Source organism: Alteromonas sp. RW2A1, from assembly GCF_001886475.1.
Taxonomy (GTDB): domain Bacteria; phylum Pseudomonadota; class Gammaproteobacteria; order Enterobacterales; family Alteromonadaceae; genus Alteromonas; species Alteromonas hispanica.
Genome location: NZ_CP018031.1, coordinates 727290 through 748654 on the forward strand (window position 1 = coordinate 727290; position 21365 = coordinate 748654).

The window sequence follows — 21365 nt, forward strand, 5'->3', positions numbered from 1 at the left end:
AAGGAACAAGCATGAAACAAAACTTGCTATCTTCTCAATGGCTAGTCTTTTGGCCGCTCCCGCTATAGCAGACGTTCAAATTAACGGTTTTGCCAACCTTATCGCTGGTATGACACTGGATGACGACGAATCGGTTTATGATTACAACAGCGACGTTAGCTTCGACCCAGCAAGTGTATTTGGTTTGCAAGTTCGCGGTGAAATTAGCGATAAACTGTCTGCCACAGCACAAGTTGTAGGGCGGGGTAGAGACGATTACAACGCTGATTTCGAATGGGCCTACATGACATATAGCTTATCTAATACTACTAGTATTAGTGCTGGCCGAATCCGTTTGCCGTTATTCAAATACTCTGCATCTTTAGATGTGGGTTACTCTTATCACTGGTTAACGCCACCAGACGCTGTTTACGGTATCGACTTTAACAACATTGATGGTGTAAGAGTTGACTATGCCAACTATGCAGGCGATTGGGAGTATGGCGCACAGTTCACTACAGGTCGTGCTCAAGCAGACACCACTATTTCTGGAACTCCTGCTGCGTTAACCCTAGATAACGTTTTGGCGTTATCTTTTGAAGCAACAAGAGATTGGTTTAGTGCTCGTACTTTAATAGCAACTGGTAAAACAAGTGCTGCAAACCCAGAATTTGATGCGTTTGTTGACGGCGCGGGTCAATTTGGTGCTTTTGTTCCTGGTGCATCAGCGTTAGCGACTGGTTTACGCGTAGAAGAAGACACCGGTACTTTCTTTGAAGTAGCCGTTGGTGTTGATAAGTACGATTGGTTTGTGGGTGCAGAATACACGCAAACAGAAGTTGATGGTTCTGTTATTGCCGACAACAAAGCATGGTATGTGACTGCTGGTTTACGCTTTGGTAAATTCACTCCGCATATCACTTATGAAGTTGAAGAGGCGGACAACGGTGCGCAGCTTGGTTTAGTTGCAGCACTTCCACCAACAATTTCCTCTGGTGATGCTGTTACAGATGCTACCTGGTCTGGTATCTATCAAGCAGCAAGTGGTATTGCTGCTCAGCAAAACCTAGACGTGTCAGCAGTAACAGCAGGCCTACGTTACGATGTCGAGCCAGGTCTTGCGGTAAAAGCCGATGTAACCTGGTACAGCGATGACTTAAATGACTTGAACGATGCAACCTTGCTTAAAGTTGGCGTAAACTACACATTCTAAAACGCTAGTGGGGCTCAGACTTTTTTGCTGAGCCCCAATTATTTGTCAAAGTTTTTAAGGCTTTATTTAAGTATTCGTTGGAGTATTTGCTAAAGTATTCAAAAATGCAGTAGATAAATAACATTAGAAGCGTCGTGTTAGTGGTTACCTAACTATTGTTGGACGATGAATAAAAATAGAGAGATAGCAAATGAGTTTTCTTAAAAAAATGCCGATAGCGTCAAAAATTTTCCTGATACCAGGGATTGCGGTTTTGAGCTTTGTTATTTATCTATTAATCACTATTTACACTGCATTAAACAACGACGCAATTCTAGAAAAAGTACAAAAAGTACAGTTCCCAGCACTTCAATTATCAGCCTCAACCCTTGTCGAAATGCAAAAGGTAAGAGATACCTTATCTAGCGCAGTGACAACGGGCGACCAAGATACGCTAACAGCAGCTCAAACGTTGGCAAAAGAGGCTAAATCAGGCATGAACCAAATTGGGGGCATCAGCCCGAATTTCGTTCGGATATGGCTAAAATTTCAGAGGGCTTTGACGACTATTTCAAAGTTGCGTTTGATGTATCTCAGTCTATGGTAAATGGAACTGCCGATTTCAGCCGAATTGGACAACTGTCTAGTCAGATGAACGAGTCGTACGATGGCGTAATTGCTGCAATGACTCGCTTTAGAGACGATCAACAGAATGCTTTTGAAACAGCATTCAAAAACACTGACTCTGCTAACACTTCGCTAATTAGTACGGGCATTATCTTAGCGATAGTAGTAACAATTCTCTTGTTTGCCACAGCAGTTCCCATCGTTCGCGGTATCAAGAAGAGTATTGATGATGTGGTGCGCTCACTTAAAGATATAGCGCAAGAAAACGGTGACTTAACCGTTCGCATAGAAACAAAAAGCGAAGATGAAATTGGCGACCTTGTTTATTGGTTCAATCAATTCATGGACAAACTTCAAGGCGTCGTAAAAGACGTGGTTGAAGCAAGTCTGCCTCTGTCTAATTTAGCCCAAAACCTACGCGGTGTGACTGAAGAAACGCAGCGTACCATTGATGTGCAACAACGCTCAGCGACTAACGCGAAACAAGCAGTTGATACGATGAGCGGTTCTGTAGATGGTGTAGCGCAAAGCGCGGCCCAAGCGGCAAACGATGCAAACGAAGCGACTGATGCAGCTAGTGAAGGACGTCAAATTGTTCAACAAACAGTGACCAGTATTCAGCACTTAGCGGACAACGTTAGAGAAACGGCAGATGTCATTGCGCGCTTAGAATCTGATTCAAACAAAGTCGGGTCGGTTTTAGACGTTATTAAAGGCATAGCAGAACAAACTAATTTGCTAGCGCTGAATGCGGCTATTGAGGCTGCTAGGGCAGGCGAGCAAGGTCGTGGTTTTGCGGTTGTTGCTGATGAGGTACGTACTCTTGCTTCAAGAACGCAGCAATCTACCGAAGAAATTCAAAACACTATTGAGCAGCTGCAGAATGCGGCTAAATCGGCCGTGCAAGTAATGGCGAAAGGAACAGAGCAAGCATCAAATAGCGTAGAAACCGCGAACAAGGCGGGTATAAGCCTAGAGACTATTACTAGCACAATCGGTCGTATTAATAATATGAACGAGCAAATTGCCAAAAATACTGAAGACCAACGTACAGTGGCTATCGACATCGTGCGTCATGTTGATGAAATTCATGAGCGTACAGAGCAAACGTCCAGTCGCTCCGGCGAGCTTGGCAGTATGTGTAACGAGCTTGCAAACTTGGCTCAGCACTTAGAATCGATTGCTAAACAATTCCGTGTTTAAGACGTATCTAGTTTCATAAAAACCTCCTGTTGGAGGTTTTTTAATGTCTAACTTTTGGTTGAGGATTCGATTTACCAAGCAGTACGAAGGCATTCACGAAGGGGTATTTCAACATACAAATACGCAAAGAAAGACGTAAACATATATAAATAACTGCGCAAATAAAAAATCCCCGGCAAACGCCGAGGATTCTGTTTATTTACTTTAGCAATATTTGATTGCTGTTTCTCTTGAGGCTACTCGTCTAAAAAGCTACGAAGCTGTTCAGAGCGACTTGGGTGACGAAGTTTACGCAATGCTTTCGCCTCAATCTGACGAATACGCTCACGGGTAACGTCAAATTGCTTGCCTACTTCTTCAAGCGTATGGTCAGTATTCATGTCGATACCAAAACGCATACGCAAAACCTTAGCTTCACGAGCTGTAAGACCCGCTAACACCTCTTGAGTTGCACCTTTTAAGCTTCCACCGGTTGCCGAGTCTAGAGGCTGCACAATCGTGCTGTCCTCAATAAAGTCACCAAGATGTGAATCTTCATCGTCACCAATCGGCGTCTCCATTGAAATAGGCTCTTTAGCGATTTTAAGCACTTTTCGAATCTTATCTTCAGGCATTAACATGCGCTCCGATAGTTCCTCTGGTGTTGGCTCGCGTCCCATCTCTTGCAGCATTTGGCGAGAAATACGGTTTAGCTTGTTAATCGTCTCAATCATGTGAACCGGTATACGTATAGTACGTGCTTGGTCTGCAATTGAGCGAGTAATAGCCTGGCGAATCCACCACGTTGCATAAGTTGAGAACTTATACCCACGGCGGTATTCAAATTTATCAACTGCTTTCATAAGACCAATGTTACCTTCTTGAATAAGGTCGAGGAACTGAAGTCCGCGATTGGTATATTTCTTAGCAATTGAAATAACAAGACGAAGGTTAGCTTCCACCATTTCCTTCTTCGCACGGCGGGCTTTCGCTTCACCAATAGACATACGACGGTTAATGTCTTTAATGTCTGCGATAACTAGACCGGTTTCTTGTTCAACCTGATTCATCTTGCTTATGCAGCGTTCAACTTCTTCTTGGTGTATCGCTAGCTCATCGGAGTACGGAGCACCAGATTTAACTGCTTCAAAAAGCCATGCTGTCGATGTTTCGTTGCCGGAGAAAGCTTTTATAAAGTCTTTCTTCGGCATCTTTGCATTCACTACGCAGAACTTCATAACGAGACGTTCTTGAATGCGCACTTTGTCCATCATGTGACGCATGTTTTTCACCATGCGATCAAATTGCTTTGGAACAAGTCTGAATTCTTTGAAGATGTCGCTTAGTGCGTTGATTTGCTTGCGTGCTTCTGCATGCGAACGACCTTTCTTTTCAATTACATCACGAGTTTTGATGTACTGAGTGCGAAGTTCGTCAAAGCGTTCTCTTGCAAGTTCAGGATCTACGCCAGTGTCTTCTTCTTCCTCGTCCTCATCATCGCTATCATCATCTTCGTCTTCTAACTCTTCTTCTGAAAGGTCAGAACCGATGTGCGTTGCGGTTGGGGCGAGGTCTTGATCGTCATCCGGGTCAACAAAACCAGAGATAATATCGCTTAGGCGAATTTCTTCTGCTTCGTAGAGGTCCCATTGATCGAGCAAGTATGTAATGGCTTCTGGGTATTCTGCAACAGAACACTGAACCTGATTAATGCCATCTTCAATACGCTTGGCAATTTCAATTTCGCCTTCACGTGTTAATAGTTCAACCGTACCCATTTCACGCATGTACATGCGCACTGGATCTGTGGTGCGGCCTATTTCACTTTCTACTGTGGCAAGTGCTTGAGCGGCAGCCTCTGCTGCGTCTTCGTCTGCATTTGCCTCTTGCATGAGAAGTTCATCTGCATCAGGAGCTGATTCAGATACTTGAATTCCCATGTCGTTAATCATGCGGATAATGTCTTCGATTTGATCAGAATCGACAATATCTTGCGGCAGGTGGTCGTTAACTTCTGCAAAGGTCAAATAACCTTGCTCTTTACCTTTTGCAATCAGGAGCTTAATCTGAGACTGCTTGCTTTGCGCCATATAACCTACACTTCTCACATTCAATTAGTTTGCAATAGACAAGACAATATAAATAACCGTATGGTTCATCTTGTCTGCTGGAGTACTGGTGTTCGTATCAATGCCGTATCTGCCCAATGCGACGCTTAGTATGCGATGCGCATCCGCCCGAGTTTGGTTCTGCTCGTGTTATCGGCTATATATTGGTTACTCACATTGCTGCTTTTTTGTTCAGGTTTTTGACTGTTTTTTTGTGATATTTCCTACAAAAAACGCAAATAACCACCGAACGCAGCGAATTAGCCAGTATAGCAGAATTTGCAGTGGTTTTACCAGAATGTCGGCTGATTTTTTAAACAACGGTTATTTGCAACTCCCGTGTTTACGAGTGCGTTCGGCAATACGTTTATTAATACGTAGCCTAAACGCAAGCCAGCAGAAAATTACGAGTAAAAGTGCACTTATAGTTTTCTAGCTATTTTGTCGCTCTTTCATCAATAGCGTTAACTCTTCTTTCTCTGCCCTACTGAGTGTTTGTACTCTGGAGCGCGAAATCAGTGTTTCTATACGGCTCTCTAAATGGGCGTCGAGCAAGCGAGCAAAGCTATCGCTGTAAACGCGTTCTGCGTCTTCATCCTTTACCAAATGCTCTTGTAATAAAAGCTTTGCGATAGTAGTAGAGTGGGGGTGCTCGCGGAAGTTTTCAACAAGCTGGCTTGTTTTTGCATTTGGGTTTGCTACACAATAGGCATGTACATCTTGAAGCAAATCCATGCCAGCAGCATTGCTTCCAGCAAATATTTCTATTTGTACATCGTTGCATTTTGTCGCCAGCTGAGGGGCGTCTAAAAGTAAACGGATGAGCATTCTCAGCGGTGATAACTTGGGTTTATTTACCTGTGTGAGATTGGGAGAGTACGCTTTTTTATTTCCTTGGTTCGCTTTAGAAATGTCTTGCTGTAGTTTAAACCTATCGAACTCTCCGGTGTGTTTGGCGAGCTCTTCAAGCAGCATGTTTTTTTGCTCAGCCCCTAAAGTCGACTCGATAAGCGGCATGGCCGCTTTTTTCAGCGCAATTTTACCTTCGGCAGTACCAACGTTATGGCTTTTAAGTAGGTTTTCAAAAAAGAATCGAGACAAAGGCATAGCGCCATTTAGCATGTCTAAGAATGCATCTTTACCTATTTGACGAACCATGGTGTCTGGGTCTTCACCGTCGGGAAGAAATAAAAATGACAGACGTACACCGTCTTTCAAGGCGGGTAACGCATTTTCTAATGCCCGCCAAGCAGCCTCGCGTCCAGCGCGGTCGCCGTCGTAACAGCAAACAATATGAGGGGTTGCGCGCACTAGCATCTGAATATGCTCTAGTGTCGTGGCTGTACCAAGTGCAGCGGTAGCAATGTTGATGTCAAATTGACTTAGAGCGACAACATCCATGTAACCCTCAACCACAACGACAGTGTCTAACTGCCGATTTTGCTGACGAGCAGAATAAAATCCAAAAAGCTCGTTACCTTTGTGAAATATTCGGGTTTCGGGTGAGTTAAGATATTTGGGGCCGCCATCCTCTAATACGCGCCCACCAAAGCCAACAACTCGCCCCCTCTTATCCCTTATTGGAAACATTATCCGGTCGCGAAAGAAATCGTATGTGCGGCCTTGGTCATTCTGATTGACTAATCTCAAGTCGATTAACTGTTTGATCTGTTGCGGGCTTTTACCAAACGTGTCGAGAAGCGTACTCCACCCATCAGGTGCGTATCCTATTTCCCATTGCTTCACAATGTCACCGCTTAGACCGCGGTTTTTAAGATAATCGATTGCCTTCTTGCTGTTTCCGTTTTGGCGTAGTTGATGTTGAAAAAAACGTGTGACTTGTTCCATGAGGGAATAGTCATCTTGCAGCTGCTGCTTTTTTTCTTCGCTCATTGCCGGGCGGCTGCCTTTTTCGCGAGGCACTTCTAAGCCGTGATAACGAGCGAGATCTTCGATGGCTTCGACAAATTCGAGTCGGTCAAACTCCATAATAAATGAAATGGCGTTGCCATGGGCCCCGCAACCGAAACAATGGTAAAACTGCTTGTCTTGACTGACCGTAAAAGATGGCGACTTTTCATTGTGAAAAGGGCAGCAAGCCTGATAATTTTTGCCAGCTTTTTTTAATTTAACTCTACTATCTACAATCTCGACTACATCAGTACGAGATAGTAGGTCATCAATAAAGTCGCGAGGTATTTTTCCGGCCATGAGGGATTCGTGTCAATTAAACGATGGTTACTTTAACAGGGATAGATAGTAATGAGAACGTATTACCGCGTTGTAAAATTCAACGCGGTAATTTTAGCGATCATTTTCAACCGCTGATATCAACGGGCTGTTAGCGACAAGCTTAGGCGTTTAAACGCGCCTTAATTTTCCCACTCAGAGCGCCCATGTCTGCGCGGCCCTGTACCTTAGGTTTGAGTACACCCATTACTTTGCCCATATCCTGCATGCCAGAGGCACCAGTTGAGGCCATGGCGTCGTCTATCAATGCATTAAGCTCGTCGTCGGTCAAAGGCTGAGGTAAGAAGTCCTCGATGTAAGTAATTTCTTCGCGCTCTTTATCTGCAAGCTCTCTGCGGTCTGCAGCGTCAAATTGAGCCGCGGCATCTTGACGCTGTTTAACCATTTTTGTAAGTACCGCTAAAATAGTGGCGTCGTCCAGCGTAATCTGCTCATCTATTTCTTTTTGTTTAATGGCAGCTAGAGCCATTCTAATAGTGCCTAAGCGAAGCTTCTCTTTTGCGCGCATTGCGTCTTTTTGAGCCGATTTTAAATCGTCAATAAGTGCCATAATGTGTTCCGTCGTGTCTATTTGATTATATTGCTACAAGCATAATGAATAGAATAATAAATGGAAGCGTTATCAAACGATAGTGCCTATCTTACATTTATATTCGTTCTTAGCTAGCTAAGCGGCGTACTTGCCAAGCGGCATACTTACTAATCGGTTTACTTACCAAGCTGCGTACTTACTAAGCGACGTACTTAAAGGTCATACCTATAGGCGCTGTTTAAAGGTCATAGCAAAACAAGTAGTAAAGACACTGCAAAATAAAGAAATAGATTAAAGAAAATAGAAGAGATACTAAAAAGAGAACAGAGCAAATAGAACTTTAAATGCCTAAGACATCACAAGGTAGGAACTACTAGATATTAGGGATAGACTGAAATAGAGTTGTATTTTGAATAAGGCAATATTAGCAACAGAACTGTTTCTAATACAAAGCGGCGTTTCTAATATGACTCTTCTAATATGACTCTTCTAATATAAAGGAGCTTTAAACAATCAAGCCTCAGAAACGCGAAAGGTGCTGCAATTGCAACACCTTTCAGACTCGTAAATAACCCTGTTTTAGTAGAGTTTTACGCGACGTGCGTTTTCACGAGCTAGCTTCTTAAGATGACGCTTTTTAGCGGCAGCTTTCTTGCGCTTGCGTTCCCACGTAGGTTTTTCGAAGAATTCACGACGACGAACTTCAGATAGAACACCTGCTTTTTCACAAGAACGCTTAAAACGACGCAGCGCCACATCAAACGGCTCGTTTTCTCTAACTTTAACGATAGGCATTTAAACACTCACCTCAAAACTTTACTGTGTATATCCGGGTAAAATTGTGCGCTAAAAAGGCCACCCGGGTTAAAAATGGTGCGAAATTCTAATCATTTCTGCGAAGAAAGTAAAGGATGAATTGCTAAAAATTAGCCAATATCGTGCATTTACTCCTTTGCTAGCATTCCATGAATGTTGGTTTACAGGTAAACTCTGCGCCTAAGATGTATAGGCCACTAACATTCAGGCCCTAACGCTGCCTTTTTAAAGCGTGTAAGGGGTCGGAATTTCGGGTTAGAAAGATAATCACGGGTGGATCATAAAGATGATCGCCGAAGATCGCCAGTAAAATTATTTGTTTTTGTTTTAAGAAGGTGAGCGCTTAATGCGAATTTTAGGAATTGAGACATCGTGTGACGAAACCGGCATAGCTGTTTACGATGATGAGCAAGGTTTATTGTCACATGAGCTTTATAGCCAAGTTAAGCTGCATGCAGACTATGGTGGCGTGGTTCCAGAGTTAGCATCGCGAGATCATGTTCGTAAAATCATTCCTCTTATCGAAAAAGCCCTTGTAGACGCAAACACAACGCCACGGGATATTGATGGTGTTGCGTTTACTCAAGGTCCAGGCCTTATAGGCGCACTACTTGTTGGTTCGTCGGTAGGACGTTCCTTGGCGTATGCATGGCAAGTTCCTGCGGTAGGTGTCCACCACATGGAAGGACACTTACTTGCACCTATGTTAGAAGAAAATGCCCCAGAATTTCCGTTTATCGCTTTATTGGTTTCTGGTGGTCATTCAATGTTAGTCAAGGTAGAGGGAATCGGGAAGTATGAAGTGCTCGGCGAATCTGTAGACGATGCGGCCGGTGAGGCGTTTGATAAAACAGCAAAGTTGCTGGGCTTAGATTACCCTGGCGGTCCTTTGCTAGCTAAGCTTGCGGAAAAAGGGGAGCCGGGTCATTACAAATTTCCTCGTCCAATGACAGATAAACCTGGTCTAGACTTTAGCTTTAGCGGTCTTAAAACTTTTGCCGCGAATACCATTCGAGCCGCAGATGACTCACAAGCCACGAAGGCGAATATTGCTTATGCTTTTCAAGAGGCAGTTGTCGACACTTTAATCATTAAATGCAAACGCGCTTTAGAGCAAACGGGCATGAATCGCTTAGTGATTGCTGGCGGGGTGAGCGCTAATCATATGTTAAGAGACAAAATGAAGTCATTGATGAGCGAGCTCAGCGGTGAGGTTTTTTATCCGGGTTTGGCATACTGCACCGACAATGGCGCCATGATAGCTTACGCGGGTATGCAAAGGTTGAAGGCGGGCGAGATACTTGACCTTAGTTCGCAGGCTAAACCAAGATGGCCGCTAGATACCTTAACGGCCGTTTAGACTATCTACTGCGCTTAATTTTTTAATAACAAGGACTCAAAAAATGTTTAAGTTCAGGGCAATGCCTACATCTATATTCACCTTTCTTACGTGTTTGGTTGTAGGCGGTCATTTGCAAGCTTCTGCATTGTTGTTGCCCTCGTCAGCGAAATCAGAGCTTAGTTCGCCAGACTCGTCACAGCAGCATGTTGTTATGATTTCCCTAGATGGCTTCAGGCACGATTACATCGAACTTCACAAGGCTAAACATTTAGCGAAAATTGCAAAAGAGGGCGTCCGTGCTAAGAGTATGACGCCAGTTTATCCTGCCAATACTTTCCCCAATCACATCTCGTTAGTGACGGGCCTGCACCCCAAAAATCATGGCATTGTAAACAATCGATTTTTTGACAAGTCGCGTCCAACTAAAGACGGATACGCGCACTATAAAATGGGAAGCGGGCAATCGGATAGCACCTGGATTACTGCAACGCCCTTGTGGAATTTGGTTGAATTAAACGGATTTAAAGCTGCTACATTTTTTTGGCCAGAGTCTGATGCCCGTATTAGTGGCTCATTGCCTACTTATCACTTCCATTATTCGAAATATGCAGACTACCAACAGCGAGTTGACCAAATTATTCAGTGGCTGAGTATGCCCGAAGTCTCTCGGCCTCGTTTTATCGCGGGCTACTTTTCTCTTACCGATACGGTGGGGCACGATGAAGGTCCATATTCAGAAAGAACCACTGCAGCCGTTCAGCGTGTAGATGAATTGATTGGCCAGCTTTATGAGCGTATTCAGGCTCTCGATATTAATGTAAACCTAGTGGTGGTTTCAGATCACGGCATGACAAACGTTGATGCTGAACAAGTGATTGCGGTATCAACGCTATCTATCCCAGACCACTTTTTGGTGGAAAGTGAGGGCGCTCAGGTACATATTTACGCACGAGAAAAAGTGAGCGAGGAAGATATAGCAGGGGAATCATCACGTCTGTCATCAATAGCGAAAGGACGGTTTATCGTACTAACTGACAAGCAACGTCAAGAAAGGTACTTTGAAAAAAACAACCGTACTGGAGATATCGTGTTAGAAATTGCTCCACCATCGCGGTTTATCGACACGCCATCAGGTCATATCAGTAAAGGTGGGCATGGTTACCTCAATACACTTGATGACATGGGAGCTGCCTTTATTGCTACTGGCCCGGCTTTTAAAAAGGGCATTATGCTGCCTACATTCAGCAATTTAGAAGTCTATCCAGCAATGGCTGAAGTTATGGGGATTGACGTTTTTACGCCTGTTGATGGCGAACTTAAAGTGTTATCCGAAGCACTTGCAGAGAAGCAATTATAGAAAAGCAGTTATAGAGAGCTAATCAAGTAGTCAAGAGCTAAACGGGAACAATTGAATACCGGAATACCCGAATACTAAATACCGACTACTCTTTGATATTACCTTTGTCCCACACCTTGCTTTCTGTGCCGCTGAGTAATCGTGAAATATTGTCTTTATGACGCACCACAATAAGAATTGAAAGCATGGCAACGGGCACTGTATATAAAGGCTTTACGAACCAAGTGAAAATAGGTGCTAGACTTACTGCGATAAGCGCCCCAAGAGATGAGTAGCCGGTTAGAAAAACCACCGCTATCCAACTTACTATCAAAAAGCCCGCAAGATCTAATCCAATTGGCAGCATGGCGCCAAAGGCTGTCGCCACGGCCTTACCGCCTTCAAACCCAAAATACAGTGGAAAAATATGGCCTAGGCAGGCCGCAATAGCAATTAATCCTAACCCCAGTGGCTCAATACCCAAAAAGTAGCTGCCGTAAACCGGAGTAGTGCCTTTTAAAATATCCATAACCAATACCAGCAGAGCAGGAATTCTCCCCCCTAATCGATAGACATTGGTGGCTCCCGGATTTTTAGAACCTGCTGTTCTCGGATCGGGTAAGTTAAACGCCTGACTAATTACAACCGCACTAGAGAGCGAACCAAAAAGGTAGGCTACTGCAATCATTAACACGGTTAGGGATATCATAGGTATAAAATTATCGCTCTATTGAATGTTGTTCTTTGCTAATTGAGTTAATAAAACAATGGGCAATGTAAAAAATGAATTCACCTAAACCTTGATTAAAAACGAAAACCTCAGTTGCCCCATGTTGCTATACAAAGGTATAGTTGTGCCACGTTTACTGCGGTTAGCCTTGTATCAGCATAACGCTACTTCATCCAAATACGATATACCACCTTTGAGCGACGTAAATGTCGCTTATTTCGCAGTAGTAAGACCAGTAACAACATAAGTTGACAAAATTCATGGGTAAAATTTATATAGCTGGATTAACGGTTGAAACGTTAATTGGTGTTTACGATTGGGAGCGTACGCAGCAAACGTCGCTGTTATTAGATGTAACACTAACTGCTGACCTAAACGCGGCAATGCGCAGCGACAACGTAAACGACACCATCGATTATGCCAAAGTGGCAGAGTGTATTGTTGAAGTGGGTAAACGCAGCGAATTTGAATTATTAGAAGCCTTTGGCAACGCAGTGATGTCCGCTGTGCTCGAAACCTTTAATGTAGCTGCAATAACGGTAAAAATTGTAAAACCGAATATATTACCAAATGCGCAAACCGTGGCTGTAGCGCTCTCGCGAGAGCGTAATTAATGTCACAACACACTATTTTAATTAGTATTGGTTCTAATATTGAGCGCGAACATTACACTCGGCAGTCGGTAATTGCGCTAAAAGCGCACTTTACTGATGTAGCCCTATCCTCCGTGTATGAGAGCGAGGCTGTTGGTTTTAATGGTAGCCCCTTTTACAATTTAGTTGCTCGTGCTTCAACGTCCCTCAGTATTGATGCGGTGTGCGATGCGTTAAAACAAATTGAGCGAGACAATGGGCGAGTTCATACTGATAAAAAGTTTTGCGCGCGAACGCTAGATCTCGATTTGCTGACCTATGATGATGTGGTAACTCGCTCACCGGTGGTTCTGCCACGAGAAGAGATTTGTCACAATGCCTTTGTACTTTGGCCTTTAGCAGAACTTATGCCCAACCATTTTCATCCTGAAACAAAGAAAACTTATGCCCAAATGTGGGCGTCTTTTGATAAACAAAAACAGCGCCTCTGGCCTATTGAATTTACCTGGAGTTAAACAAAGGAATGACACTTTTTGAAATTATAATTCTGGCTATTATCCAAGGAGTAACGGAGTTTCTTCCTATTAGTAGTTCTGGCCACTTGTTATTGCCGGCAGAGTTATTTGGTTGGGTAAGCCAAGGTTTGGCATTTGATGTTGCGGTTCATGTGGGGAGTCTTTTGGCGGTTATGATCTATTTTCGTCAGGAGATAGCACAAATGACGGTGGCGTGGTGCACTCAGGGGTTCAGTAAACAACAATCGACAGACAGTAAGCTAGCTTGGTATGTAATTATAGCTACTGTTCCTGCTGTAATTGTGGGTTTTCTAATGAAAGGCTGGATTGAGGATAATGCACGCACGGCGCTAGTCATTGCTGGTACCACCATTATTTTCGGTCTTGTGTTGTGGTACGCCGATGCAACGGCAAAGCGAACACAAGAGCTTGATAAACTCACTATGAAACAGGCGGTTTGGATTGGTTTGGCTCAAGTGCTGGCGCTAATACCTGGAACTTCCCGTTCAGGTATTACCATGACCGCGGGCCTTATGCTGGGGTTGAAAAGAGAGGCCTGTGCGCGCTTTTCTTTCTTATTGTCTATTCCGGTAATATTAGGTGCTGGCTTACTGGCTACTTATGATCTTATCGAAGCGAACGAAGCAGTAGATTGGCAAGCGCTCATGTATGGCGCTATATTCTCATTTATTAGCGCTTACATCTGTATCTATTTGTTTTTAAGCTGGATTTCGCGAATTGGCATGTTGCCATTTGTGCTCTATCGTCTTGCACTGGGCACGATATTATTGTGGTTTGTTTTTGCTTAAAAACTAACGCCCCGAAAAAGCCAAGTTAATAAAAAAGGAACAACAGGTATGTCAGAAACTATTTTTACTAAAATTATTAATAAAGAAATTCCCGCTGATATCCTCTATGAAGACGATATGGCTCTGGCGTTTAAAGATATTAATCCTCAGGCTCCAGTTCACTTCCTTGTTATTCCTAAAAAGCCCATTGCAACGGTAAATGATATCCAAAATGAGGACAGAGAGATTGTTGGGCACCTGTCTTTGGTTGCAGCAAAAGTGGCAAACGACTTGGGAGTGGCGGAGCAGGGCTTTAGAACAGTGATGAACTGTAACGAATTTGGCGGCCAAACGGTTTACCATATCCACTTACATGTTTTAGCTGGAAAGCCACTAGGTTGGCCGCCTTATACTGAAGATATGAAAAAGCACGTAGAGTAGCTGTTGTTACGCCACACTAGTTAGGTGGGTTTTAGTGTAGGTGCTAATGCAGGTGCTCATGTAGGTGCAAATTCAAGGTGATGAAAGTTGAAAGCCCCCAGCCATTGAGACAGTCAACGGCTGGGGGCTTATTAATACCGGCTAATCAGTTAGCCCAAGTACCTTTTTACCTTGATTAAAATGGATGTCGACAGGAATGTTGGCGTCACTCAAACGCGCCAAATCACTATTTAGGTCGGGTTTAATAACACCCATCGTCTCGACCAATTCAACAACACCGTCATAGTCGCCGTCACCTTGCAATGTCAAAATTAACTCAGAAAGCGCTTCAACAGCAGCACCCATCTTCATCATATTTACTCGGTAGTACCCATCTTCGGTTTTCTCAAATGCGCCCTGCTGTGCAAAGAAGTTAAACCGTATCATGTTGGCTTTTCCGTGCGCTGAGCTTGCGCCAAAGCGAACTGAGCGGAATATGCCGGCCATAAAGGTAACGTAGTAGTCTTCCAGAGAACCCTCTGCTATTTCCCCTTTTTCTAGTAGGCTTTGCACCATATAAAGGCCAAGGATATCTGCTTTGCCTTCTTCTAAAGCCGATGCATGTTCTTTCAATGCCTGACGCACGGTGCTAGTGCCGTCTAGTGTATTTTTTATACCTAATCCGTGAGCAACTTCATGAAACATGGTGTTAGCGAAAAATGCGTCAAATGTAATGTGTTTGCGTTGCTCAGGTACAATTAACGTTTCAGCAATGGGGACAAGAATATTGTCGAACTTGGCCTGCATCGCATTTTTAAGTTGCAGTCTTCGGGTTCCTTTCTCAAGCTGAACGCGCTCGTCATTTGGCAAGTTAATCGCAATAGTCTTACTACCGGCATTGGAATGGCCAGCGTAGTAAATAACATCGTATGCATTGAGGTCTGCGTCCGACCCAGGCACTTCAGCTTTGTAAGCTTCAGCTACCGGAAGACCTTGCTGTAACTCTGGTAAAAATGCGGCATATTTAGCAAGTTTTTCGCTCCACGCCAAATCTTTAATCAGTACATAGGCTTCGAACGCGGCACGATAGCCGAATAACTGATCTTCGTACGACTCAATAGGGCCGATAACAAGCTCGATAGGGTTGGTCTTCATGTCCATCCATGCCATATCTGAAGCAAGGTAATCATCGCTTAAAAGGGCATCTGCACGAAGTTTAAGGTACGCTTTAAAGCTCTCGTCTTCAGCCAACTCAGAGGCTTGAACGAGTAATTCAGACGCCTTCATTAATTCACTTTTAAAGGCTTGAGAGTACGGTTGAGAATACAGGCTGCCCGTTTCATCGCGTTTAACTAATGAGTACAGCCCTTGCTTGTCGCTAAAATTAGCGGTGGCGAATTCAGCTTTATCCATATCGTGAGGATAAAATTCCGCGCCTTGAGGCTTTTCTTCATAACCACTGAGAAATGCAGCATCGCCGTTTAAACGGTCCCAAGGACCGTAATTGATAGTGGCAAAATGTCGCACTTCATCACTTTCAATCCCATTTAAAAAACTGTCTTTGTCGCCAAAAAATGCTTGTTGCCAAAACAAGTCATCCATTATTTTCGAGGCATCAATAAGCAGTGACAGCATCTTGTGCTGATTCTCGTTAAGATGGCTTAAGTCAGCGGTAAGGTCGACTGGGTGATAGATAGACAGGCGAGATTCATCCACAATCAGTGTCTGTTGTGAAGATTGTTCATCAGCTACAGTTGTTGAAGGAGCTGTATCTGTTGCTTTGCTGCATGCTCCTAGCATAAGGGCGCCTGCGAGAGCCACTGCTATAGGAGAAAGCGTTGAAATTTTGGTTTTTATCATAAGTAACTCTTACTGTTTTTTATTTATAATTTAAAAGCTATATTTTTGATTTTGCAAAAAGTATTCACTTAGTTGTTTGATATCAATAGTGCTTTTCAGTGACTTGTCTATACTTTCTTTCGAATGTAATGCGGCTAACAATATTTCGTTGGTCGAAACTGAATCACTAAGATAGTATGGTTAAAGTTATATCATATTATTTGGTTAGTCCCACCGAAAATACAAAGGGATGCTGTATTCATTGTGACGGTTGCACGCTTCGTCTGGTTGCTTAACAGCAAGATTGGGCGGCAACATGCGTGAGTAGTATCAATATGTAATTAAATGAGTGGCTTGTAAAAGCCATATAGAATTTTCTAAGGGTAGAACTATGTCTACACAGAACGCGCTCTCAACAATTTTGGTTGAAAAAATTAATAACGATACGCTTGTACTTCCAACGCTACCTGCAATTGCGTTAAAAGTGAGAAAAGCGGCGGATAACCCGGATATAAATTTAAATGCGATGGCCGATGTGGTGGGGCAAGATCCGTCCCTAGGCGCTCGTATGATCAAAATAGCGAACAGTGCCTACATGGGGCGCAGTGTAAAAGTGACCTCAATTAACCAAGCGGTGACCAGAATTGGTTTGCGCCAAATAAAGAATATTTCTACCGCTCTTGCGATGGAACAATTGTTCGTTTCAAAAAACGATATAGTAACCCGCTATCTCCAAAAAGAGTGGGCGTCTACCGTGAATATTGTTGCTAACTCAATGGCGGTACTGCAGCTGTATATAGCGAGAACTAAAAAGCGCGAAATGAGCATAGATACTATGACGCTGGCAGCCTTGGTACACAATATCGGGGTATTGCCGGTTCTTACTGAAGCTGAGCGCCATCCAGAAGTGTTTGCAAACCCGTCTTTTCTTGATGTTGCTATAGATAAGCTGTCGGGCCGCATTGGTGCTAGCATTATGAAAGAGTGGGAATTTGACGAAGCCTTTGTGAACATTGCGCAGTATTGGAAAGACTTAAGCTTCATTCCGGAAAATGTAGGCTACATCGATTTTGTTCGCGTAGGTGCAGCGCTCTCTGGCGCCATTGGCAGCCAGAAAGATGCGATTATGAATCTTGCTGTCCAGCGAAACATTGTTGAAGACATAAGTATTTTGCACTCAGATGAGTTTAATGATCTATCGAGTGCGGCAAAACAAATATTTATGTAACTAGAAAACGCTCAGAGCCCATGTTCTGAGCACCTTAGTGGTATGAATAACAGGTAAAAAAAGCACGATATGTAGAAAAACATACGTGCTTTTTTTGTGTCAGGGGAGTGTTCAGGAATTTATAACGTTGAACTAGTCTAAATATCCGTATCGTTAAGTTTTAATGTATCTCTAAGGAAGTTGAGTAGCGTCGTAATTTCCGCTGACATCAGGGCGAATTCAGCATCTAGACGAGCTTCAACCTGATCTTTAGGAACGTCTTCAGTTTCTTCTTTAATGCGGTCGGTAAACTTTATACGCTTAAGCGCGCCATCTTCACACATAATAGCCGAGAGACTTTCAGCATATTCGAAGGCCACCTTTTGCACCAGTTTTCCGCCAGATAAATGCAGACTAATTTCATCGCTATCAAGAGGCTGATTTTTACAGCGTATAACGCTGCCAGTATCGTCAGTAGACTTTAATTCGGCTTCTTCAAGCAGTTCTATATTCTCTGGCGTTGCGTCTGTTACCCAGTGAGTTAATTCACTTTGAAGGCTATGACGAGTAAATGGCACCACTGGCAAAGAGCCTATCGCTTTGCGAACCATGGCTAAAAATGCTTCTGCTTTGCCATCTGATGATGCATCAACAGCCACTAGGTTATCGGGAAGAGAAATAAAACCGTGCGTATAGCTGTTTTTAGTAAATGCTTGGGGCAGTAATCGAGTTTGAATTTCCTGCTTGAGATCTGATTTGGCTTTTTTACCTACCGGTGAGCCGGTTTCCATTTCTATTTTGGCAACCATTTCTTCGAGCTCGGCATTCACCACGGCAGCGGGTAAAATCTTTTCCTGCTTTTTAAGAGTTATCCAATAACGCTGTTGAACGCAGTGAAACATGGTGCCCGACTTACCAGCTTGAGAAAAGGGTGATGCAAACCCCATAGTGGCTAAGTCTTGACTGCCGCAAGGGCGAAAAGCATGCTCGCTGAGCATACGTTCTAAGTCTTCATCGTTTAGCGACAGTGGCTGTGTTAGTTGAAATGCTTTTATATTTTTAAACCACATAGAAGGGGAAATCTCATTGAAGAAAACGGGGCGCAAGCGTACCAACCTATCTCGCGCCGCGCAATTGGAAATATGTTTAGCGTTGTCGTTTTAAAGCCGTGGCTTTAATGTTGGGAAATGGGAAAGCTTATGGTGTAGCTAAGCCCTTTCCCTGGTTCGCTTTGAGCGTCAATTTTGCCTTGAAGCGATTGAGTAACTAAGTTGTACACAATGTGCGTACCTAAACCGCTGCCACCGGAACCGCGTTTTGTAGTAAAAAATGCATCAAACAGTTGCGATAGTTCTTCCTTGGCTAAGCCTTTTCCATCATCTTCGTAGTGCATAACCACTTGACCGTCTACAACCTCAACATTCAGTGAGATGTTTCCAGATGTTTTGTCTTCGAAACCGTGATTCAGTGAATTAACGATAAGGTTAGTCACGATTTGCGCTATTGCGCCCGGGGCACAAGTGACCACCAAGTCTTTAGGGCAGCTCAGGGATATATTGTGCTGCGTGTGCTTAAAACTTGGTTTCAGTGATTGTAAGATTTCTTCAATATACTCGCACAACACAAAATCGCGCTCGGTTTCACTGGTCTGATCTACAGCTACCTGCTTAAAGCTAGCGATAAGGTCGGAAGCTCGTTCTAGATTATTTAAAAGCAAAAGGGCGGTTTGATCAGCTTCGTCAATAAAGCTGGCCATGCTTTTACTGGTTAAGCTATTGTCTGAAAAGTCTTGTTTTAAATTGTTAAGCCTTTCTTGAAGAAAGCTTGCCGCGGTAACGCTCACGCCAAGTGGGGTGTTTATATCGTGAGTGATACCGGCTACTAGGCCCCCAAGAGAGGCCATCCTTTCCGATTCTATTAGCTGTGCCTGCGCTTGATGGAGCGTTTCCATTGACCCAGCAAGCTCATCATTTTTCTTACGCAACTCGCTTTCTATATATTGACGGTTTTTATTCTCTTGCCGCAACTCGCGCTGGTGGGATATCAGCTCGTCTTTTTGCTGCTCTAAATCTAACATTATTTGCGAAAGTGAGGCTGTTTTCTTTGCGACTTCTTGTTCTAACACAAGGTTTTGATCATCGAGTTTTGCGTTGGCTTCGGTAAGCTCTTTTTGTGCGTTTTTCAGTTTTTCATTCGATGCGATTAAGTCATCAATTACGCCGTTATAGGAATCTCTTAACTGCAGCAGTTCGTTGTCGTCTTCAACTTTTAAGGTAAGCTTACTTTCTTCCGGATGAAGCGGGTCGAAGTTACCCATTTGTTCGGTAATGTTTTGCAGAGGTTCAGACAGCATAGTGCGAAATGCGGTCATAAAGAGAAAGACCAGAAAAGTGGTTTTGACCATGGCATTGCCAATCAAGAAAAATACACCCACTTCTATACGGCTGAAAATAGTATCGAAGCTTGAATATAAAGTGACATCGCCGACGGTTGACTCGCGTCCAGCGAATTTAAATACAAGGGGGAAACTGTAACTGAAAACACCGCCCGAGTGGTCTTCAATAAGTTCGCGTTCTACGGGGTTAGGAGAGCGGGTTCTTCTAATACCTTGCTGTGTAATGAAATTACCGTTTTCGCCCCTTACTTGAAGGCCTTCTACGATTGGAATTGACATAAGCCCTTCGGCTATAGCGCGGACTTGCTCTTCATTAATCTCCCACATGGCGCGGGTTAAGCTAGATGAAAAGGTGTTTTTGAGTGTTTGTAGTTCTTGCTCGACATGATTTTTAGTACTGAGATATTCGGTAAATATTTGGCCTACGGTCACAATAAGTGTGAGGGCAAAATATACTGAGAGTACTCTTGTTAACAGCTTCCTTGATAACCCTGTTTTCACCGCAGCCATCGACTAACTTACCCCTGTCTAAAATCGAGCTCTGACTAAAATAAACCCTAACTACACGCGTATCCTTAATCTGATTTAGCGTTATAGATTAGTGCAGTTTTGTTTGCTAAGAATATGCAAAATTCTATTAATTAACAAGATTATCAGCTCAAACTATATACATAGTAGGATATATGTAAAACTTGACACACAAATGTAATCGTTTTAATAAAACTGTCATAGACCACATTAATAATAGCGAAAATTAAAAATGACCAGGAAGACAACTATGTCTCGCACTATATTGGTGGTTGAAGACGAAGCCCCTATTCGTGAAATGCTAAAATTCGTTTTAGAACAGTCGAGTTTTACTGTTATTGAAGCAGAAGATTTTGATATTGCTAAAGAGAAAGTATGCGAGCCATATCCTGATCTTATCTTGCTAGATTGGATGCTACCTGGTGGCAGCGGTGTTCAGTTAGCAAAAAGCTTGAAGCAGCACGAATTCACTCGCGATATCCCAGTCATTATGCTTACGGCACGTGGCGAAGAAGAAGATAAAATTCGCGGTCTAGACGCCGGTGCAGACGACTATATTACCAAGCCGTTTTCACCTAAAGAGTTGGTTGCACGTATAAAAGCCGTTATGCGACGAGTTACGCCAACATCAAATGAAGAGCCAATCGAATTCAACGGTCTAAAGCTTGAGCCAGTATCTCACCGTGTTACTGCCAACGATGAACCTCTAGATATGGGCCCAACAGAGTTTAAGCTGCTACACTTTTTTATGACTCACCCAGAGCGGGTTTATAGCCGAGAACTGCTGCTTGATAACGTATGGGGTACTAATGTTTACGTTGAAGACAGAACGGTTGATGTGCACATACGTCGTTTGCGTAAAGCTATCTCTAAGCATGGTCACGATGCTATGATCCAAACAGTTCGCGGTGCGGGGTATCGTTTTTCTGGTAAGGCCTAGCGCTCGACATTCTGGGCACGTTGCTACGCAGCGGCGTGTCCCTCAA

The 21365-nt window shown here is 43.5% G+C and carries 17 protein-coding genes and 1 pseudogene; 10 read left to right on the forward strand and 8 right to left on the reverse strand.

Annotated features, from left to right (window positions below; all coding sequences use genetic code 11):
• Positions 1–37 precede the first annotated feature (37 nt).
• Both BM528_RS03290 and BM528_RS03295 read left to right on the forward strand, forming a co-directional pair.
• On the forward strand, positions 38–1192 hold the full coding sequence (locus BM528_RS03290) for a topoisomerase IV (protein WP_071978650.1): 1155 nt from the start codon (positions 38–40) through the stop codon (positions 1190–1192).
• Between the two features lie 190 nt (positions 1193–1382).
• Positions 1383–3001, forward strand: a pseudogene (locus BM528_RS03295) (methyl-accepting chemotaxis protein).
• Between the two features lie 236 nt (positions 3002–3237).
• Here BM528_RS03295 and rpoD read toward each other — a convergent pair.
• The 4 genes from rpoD to rpsU all read right to left on the reverse strand — a co-directional run bounded on the left by rpoD (position 3238) and on the right by rpsU (position 8665).
• A complete protein-coding gene (gene rpoD / locus BM528_RS03300; RefSeq protein WP_071978651.1) occupies positions 3238–5070 on the reverse strand; it encodes an RNA polymerase sigma factor RpoD in 1833 nt (610 codons plus the stop codon).
• Between the two features lie 450 nt (positions 5071–5520).
• Positions 5521–7299, reverse strand: coding sequence for a DNA primase (gene dnaG / locus BM528_RS03305; RefSeq protein WP_071978652.1), 1779 nt, complete (start codon positions 7297–7299; stop codon positions 5521–5523).
• 142 nt (positions 7300–7441) lie between these two features.
• Entirely contained in the window at positions 7442–7888 is a 447-nt protein-coding gene (locus BM528_RS03310; RefSeq protein WP_071978653.1) for a GatB/YqeY domain-containing protein, read from the reverse strand.
• Positions 7889–8449: 561 nt separating this feature from the next.
• Entirely contained in the window at positions 8450–8665 is a 216-nt protein-coding gene (gene rpsU, locus BM528_RS03315) for a 30S ribosomal protein S21 (protein WP_012517258.1), read from the reverse strand.
• A 367-nt stretch (positions 8666–9032) separates the two neighbouring features.
• Here rpsU and tsaD point away from each other — a divergent pair, with 367 nt between their 5' ends.
• The gene (gene tsaD / locus BM528_RS03320) at positions 9033–10046 is read left to right on the forward strand and encodes a tRNA (adenosine(37)-N6)-threonylcarbamoyltransferase complex transferase subunit TsaD (RefSeq protein WP_071978654.1); all 1014 of its coding nucleotides are present in this window, start codon (positions 9033–9035) and stop codon (positions 10044–10046) included.
• 43 nt (positions 10047–10089) lie between these two features.
• Positions 10090–11385, forward strand: a complete 1296-nt coding sequence (locus tag BM528_RS03325; protein WP_083595184.1) for an alkaline phosphatase family protein — start codon at positions 10090–10092, stop codon at positions 11383–11385.
• Positions 11386–11470: 85 nt separating this feature from the next.
• On the opposite strand, the gene plsY is transcribed toward BM528_RS03325, so the two are convergent.
• On the reverse strand, positions 11471–12073 hold the full coding sequence (gene plsY / locus BM528_RS03330; RefSeq protein ID WP_071978655.1) for a glycerol-3-phosphate 1-O-acyltransferase PlsY: 603 nt from the start codon (positions 12071–12073) through the stop codon (positions 11471–11473).
• A gap of 281 nt (positions 12074–12354) precedes the next feature.
• On the opposite strand from plsY, the gene folB reads away from it, so the two are divergent.
• The 4 genes from folB to BM528_RS03350 are packed head-to-tail and all read left to right on the forward strand — an operon-like array spanning position 12355 to position 14431.
• Positions 12355–12708 (forward strand): dihydroneopterin aldolase, encoded by a 354-nt coding sequence (folB, locus tag BM528_RS03335; protein ID WP_071978656.1) that lies wholly within the window; start codon positions 12355–12357, stop codon positions 12706–12708.
• On the forward strand, positions 12708–13202 hold the full coding sequence (gene folK, locus BM528_RS03340; RefSeq protein WP_071978657.1) for a 2-amino-4-hydroxy-6-hydroxymethyldihydropteridine diphosphokinase: 495 nt from the start codon (positions 12708–12710) through the stop codon (positions 13200–13202). The genes folB and folK overlap by 1 nt, the downstream gene beginning before the upstream one ends.
• 8 nt (positions 13203–13210) lie before the next feature.
• Positions 13211–14011 carry an undecaprenyl-diphosphate phosphatase gene (locus BM528_RS03345; protein WP_071978658.1) on the forward strand — a complete coding sequence of 267 codons (801 nt, stop codon included), beginning with the start codon at positions 13211–13213 and terminating at the stop codon, positions 14009–14011.
• Positions 14012–14059: 48 nt separating this feature from the next.
• Positions 14060–14431 (forward strand): histidine triad nucleotide-binding protein, encoded by a 372-nt coding sequence (locus tag BM528_RS03350; protein ID WP_071978659.1) that lies wholly within the window; start codon positions 14060–14062, stop codon positions 14429–14431.
• 141 nt (positions 14432–14572) lie between these two features.
• On the opposite strand, the gene BM528_RS03355 is transcribed toward BM528_RS03350, so the two are convergent.
• Positions 14573–16270, reverse strand: a complete 1698-nt coding sequence (locus tag BM528_RS03355) for a dipeptidyl-peptidase 3 family protein (RefSeq protein ID WP_071978660.1) — start codon at positions 16268–16270, stop codon at positions 14573–14575.
• Between the two features lie 370 nt (positions 16271–16640).
• On the opposite strand from BM528_RS03355, the gene BM528_RS03360 reads away from it, so the two are divergent.
• Entirely contained in the window at positions 16641–17477 is an 837-nt protein-coding gene (locus BM528_RS03360) for an HDOD domain-containing protein (RefSeq protein WP_071978661.1), read from the forward strand.
• A 137-nt stretch (positions 17478–17614) separates the two neighbouring features.
• Here the strand turns inward: BM528_RS03360 and rdgC are convergent, their stop codons facing one another.
• Positions 17615–18526, reverse strand: coding sequence for a recombination-associated protein RdgC (gene rdgC / locus BM528_RS03365; RefSeq protein ID WP_071978662.1), 912 nt, complete (start codon positions 18524–18526; stop codon positions 17615–17617).
• Between the two features lie 104 nt (positions 18527–18630).
• A complete protein-coding gene (locus BM528_RS03370; protein WP_071978663.1) occupies positions 18631–20361 on the reverse strand; it encodes a sensor histidine kinase in 1731 nt (576 codons plus the stop codon).
• A gap of 268 nt (positions 20362–20629) precedes the next feature.
• On the opposite strand from BM528_RS03370, the gene phoB reads away from it, so the two are divergent.
• Positions 20630–21319, forward strand: coding sequence for a phosphate regulon transcriptional regulator PhoB (gene phoB, locus BM528_RS03375; RefSeq protein ID WP_071978664.1), 690 nt, complete (start codon positions 20630–20632; stop codon positions 21317–21319).
• Positions 21320–21365: the final 46 nt, after the last annotated feature.

Coding starts and splice junctions, on each gene's coding strand:
- BM528_RS03290 (WP_071978650.1), top strand. CDS start 38: ATGGCTAGTCTTTTGGCCGCTCCCGCTATAGCAGACGTTCAAATTAAC.
- rpoD (WP_071978651.1), bottom strand. CDS start 5,070: ATGGCGCAAAGCAAGCAGTCTCAGATTAAGCTCCTGATTGCAAAAGGT.
- dnaG (WP_071978652.1), bottom strand. CDS start 7,299: ATGGCCGGAAAAATACCTCGCGACTTTATTGATGACCTACTATCTCGT.
- BM528_RS03310 (WP_071978653.1), bottom strand. CDS start 7,888: ATGGCACTTATTGACGATTTAAAATCGGCTCAAAAAGACGCAATGCGC.
- rpsU (WP_012517258.1), bottom strand. CDS start 8,665: ATGCCTATCGTTAAAGTTAGAGAAAACGAGCCGTTTGATGTGGCGCTG.
- tsaD (WP_071978654.1), top strand. CDS start 9,033: ATGCGAATTTTAGGAATTGAGACATCGTGTGACGAAACCGGCATAGCT.
- BM528_RS03325 (WP_083595184.1), top strand. CDS start 10,090: ATGTTTAAGTTCAGGGCAATGCCTACATCTATATTCACCTTTCTTACG.
- plsY (WP_071978655.1), bottom strand. CDS start 12,073: ATGATATCCCTAACCGTGTTAATGATTGCAGTAGCCTACCTTTTTGGT.
- folB (WP_071978656.1), top strand. CDS start 12,355: ATGGGTAAAATTTATATAGCTGGATTAACGGTTGAAACGTTAATTGGT.
- folK (WP_071978657.1), top strand. CDS start 12,708: ATGTCACAACACACTATTTTAATTAGTATTGGTTCTAATATTGAGCGC.
- BM528_RS03345 (WP_071978658.1), top strand. CDS start 13,211: ATGACACTTTTTGAAATTATAATTCTGGCTATTATCCAAGGAGTAACG.
- BM528_RS03350 (WP_071978659.1), top strand. CDS start 14,060: ATGTCAGAAACTATTTTTACTAAAATTATTAATAAAGAAATTCCCGCT.
- BM528_RS03355 (WP_071978660.1), bottom strand. CDS start 16,270: ATGATAAAAACCAAAATTTCAACGCTTTCTCCTATAGCAGTGGCTCTC.
- BM528_RS03360 (WP_071978661.1), top strand. CDS start 16,641: ATGTCTACACAGAACGCGCTCTCAACAATTTTGGTTGAAAAAATTAAT.
- rdgC (WP_071978662.1), bottom strand. CDS start 18,526: ATGTGGTTTAAAAATATAAAAGCATTTCAACTAACACAGCCACTGTCG.
- BM528_RS03370 (WP_071978663.1), bottom strand. CDS start 20,361: ATGGCTGCGGTGAAAACAGGGTTATCAAGGAAGCTGTTAACAAGAGTA.
- phoB (WP_071978664.1), top strand. CDS start 20,630: ATGTCTCGCACTATATTGGTGGTTGAAGACGAAGCCCCTATTCGTGAA.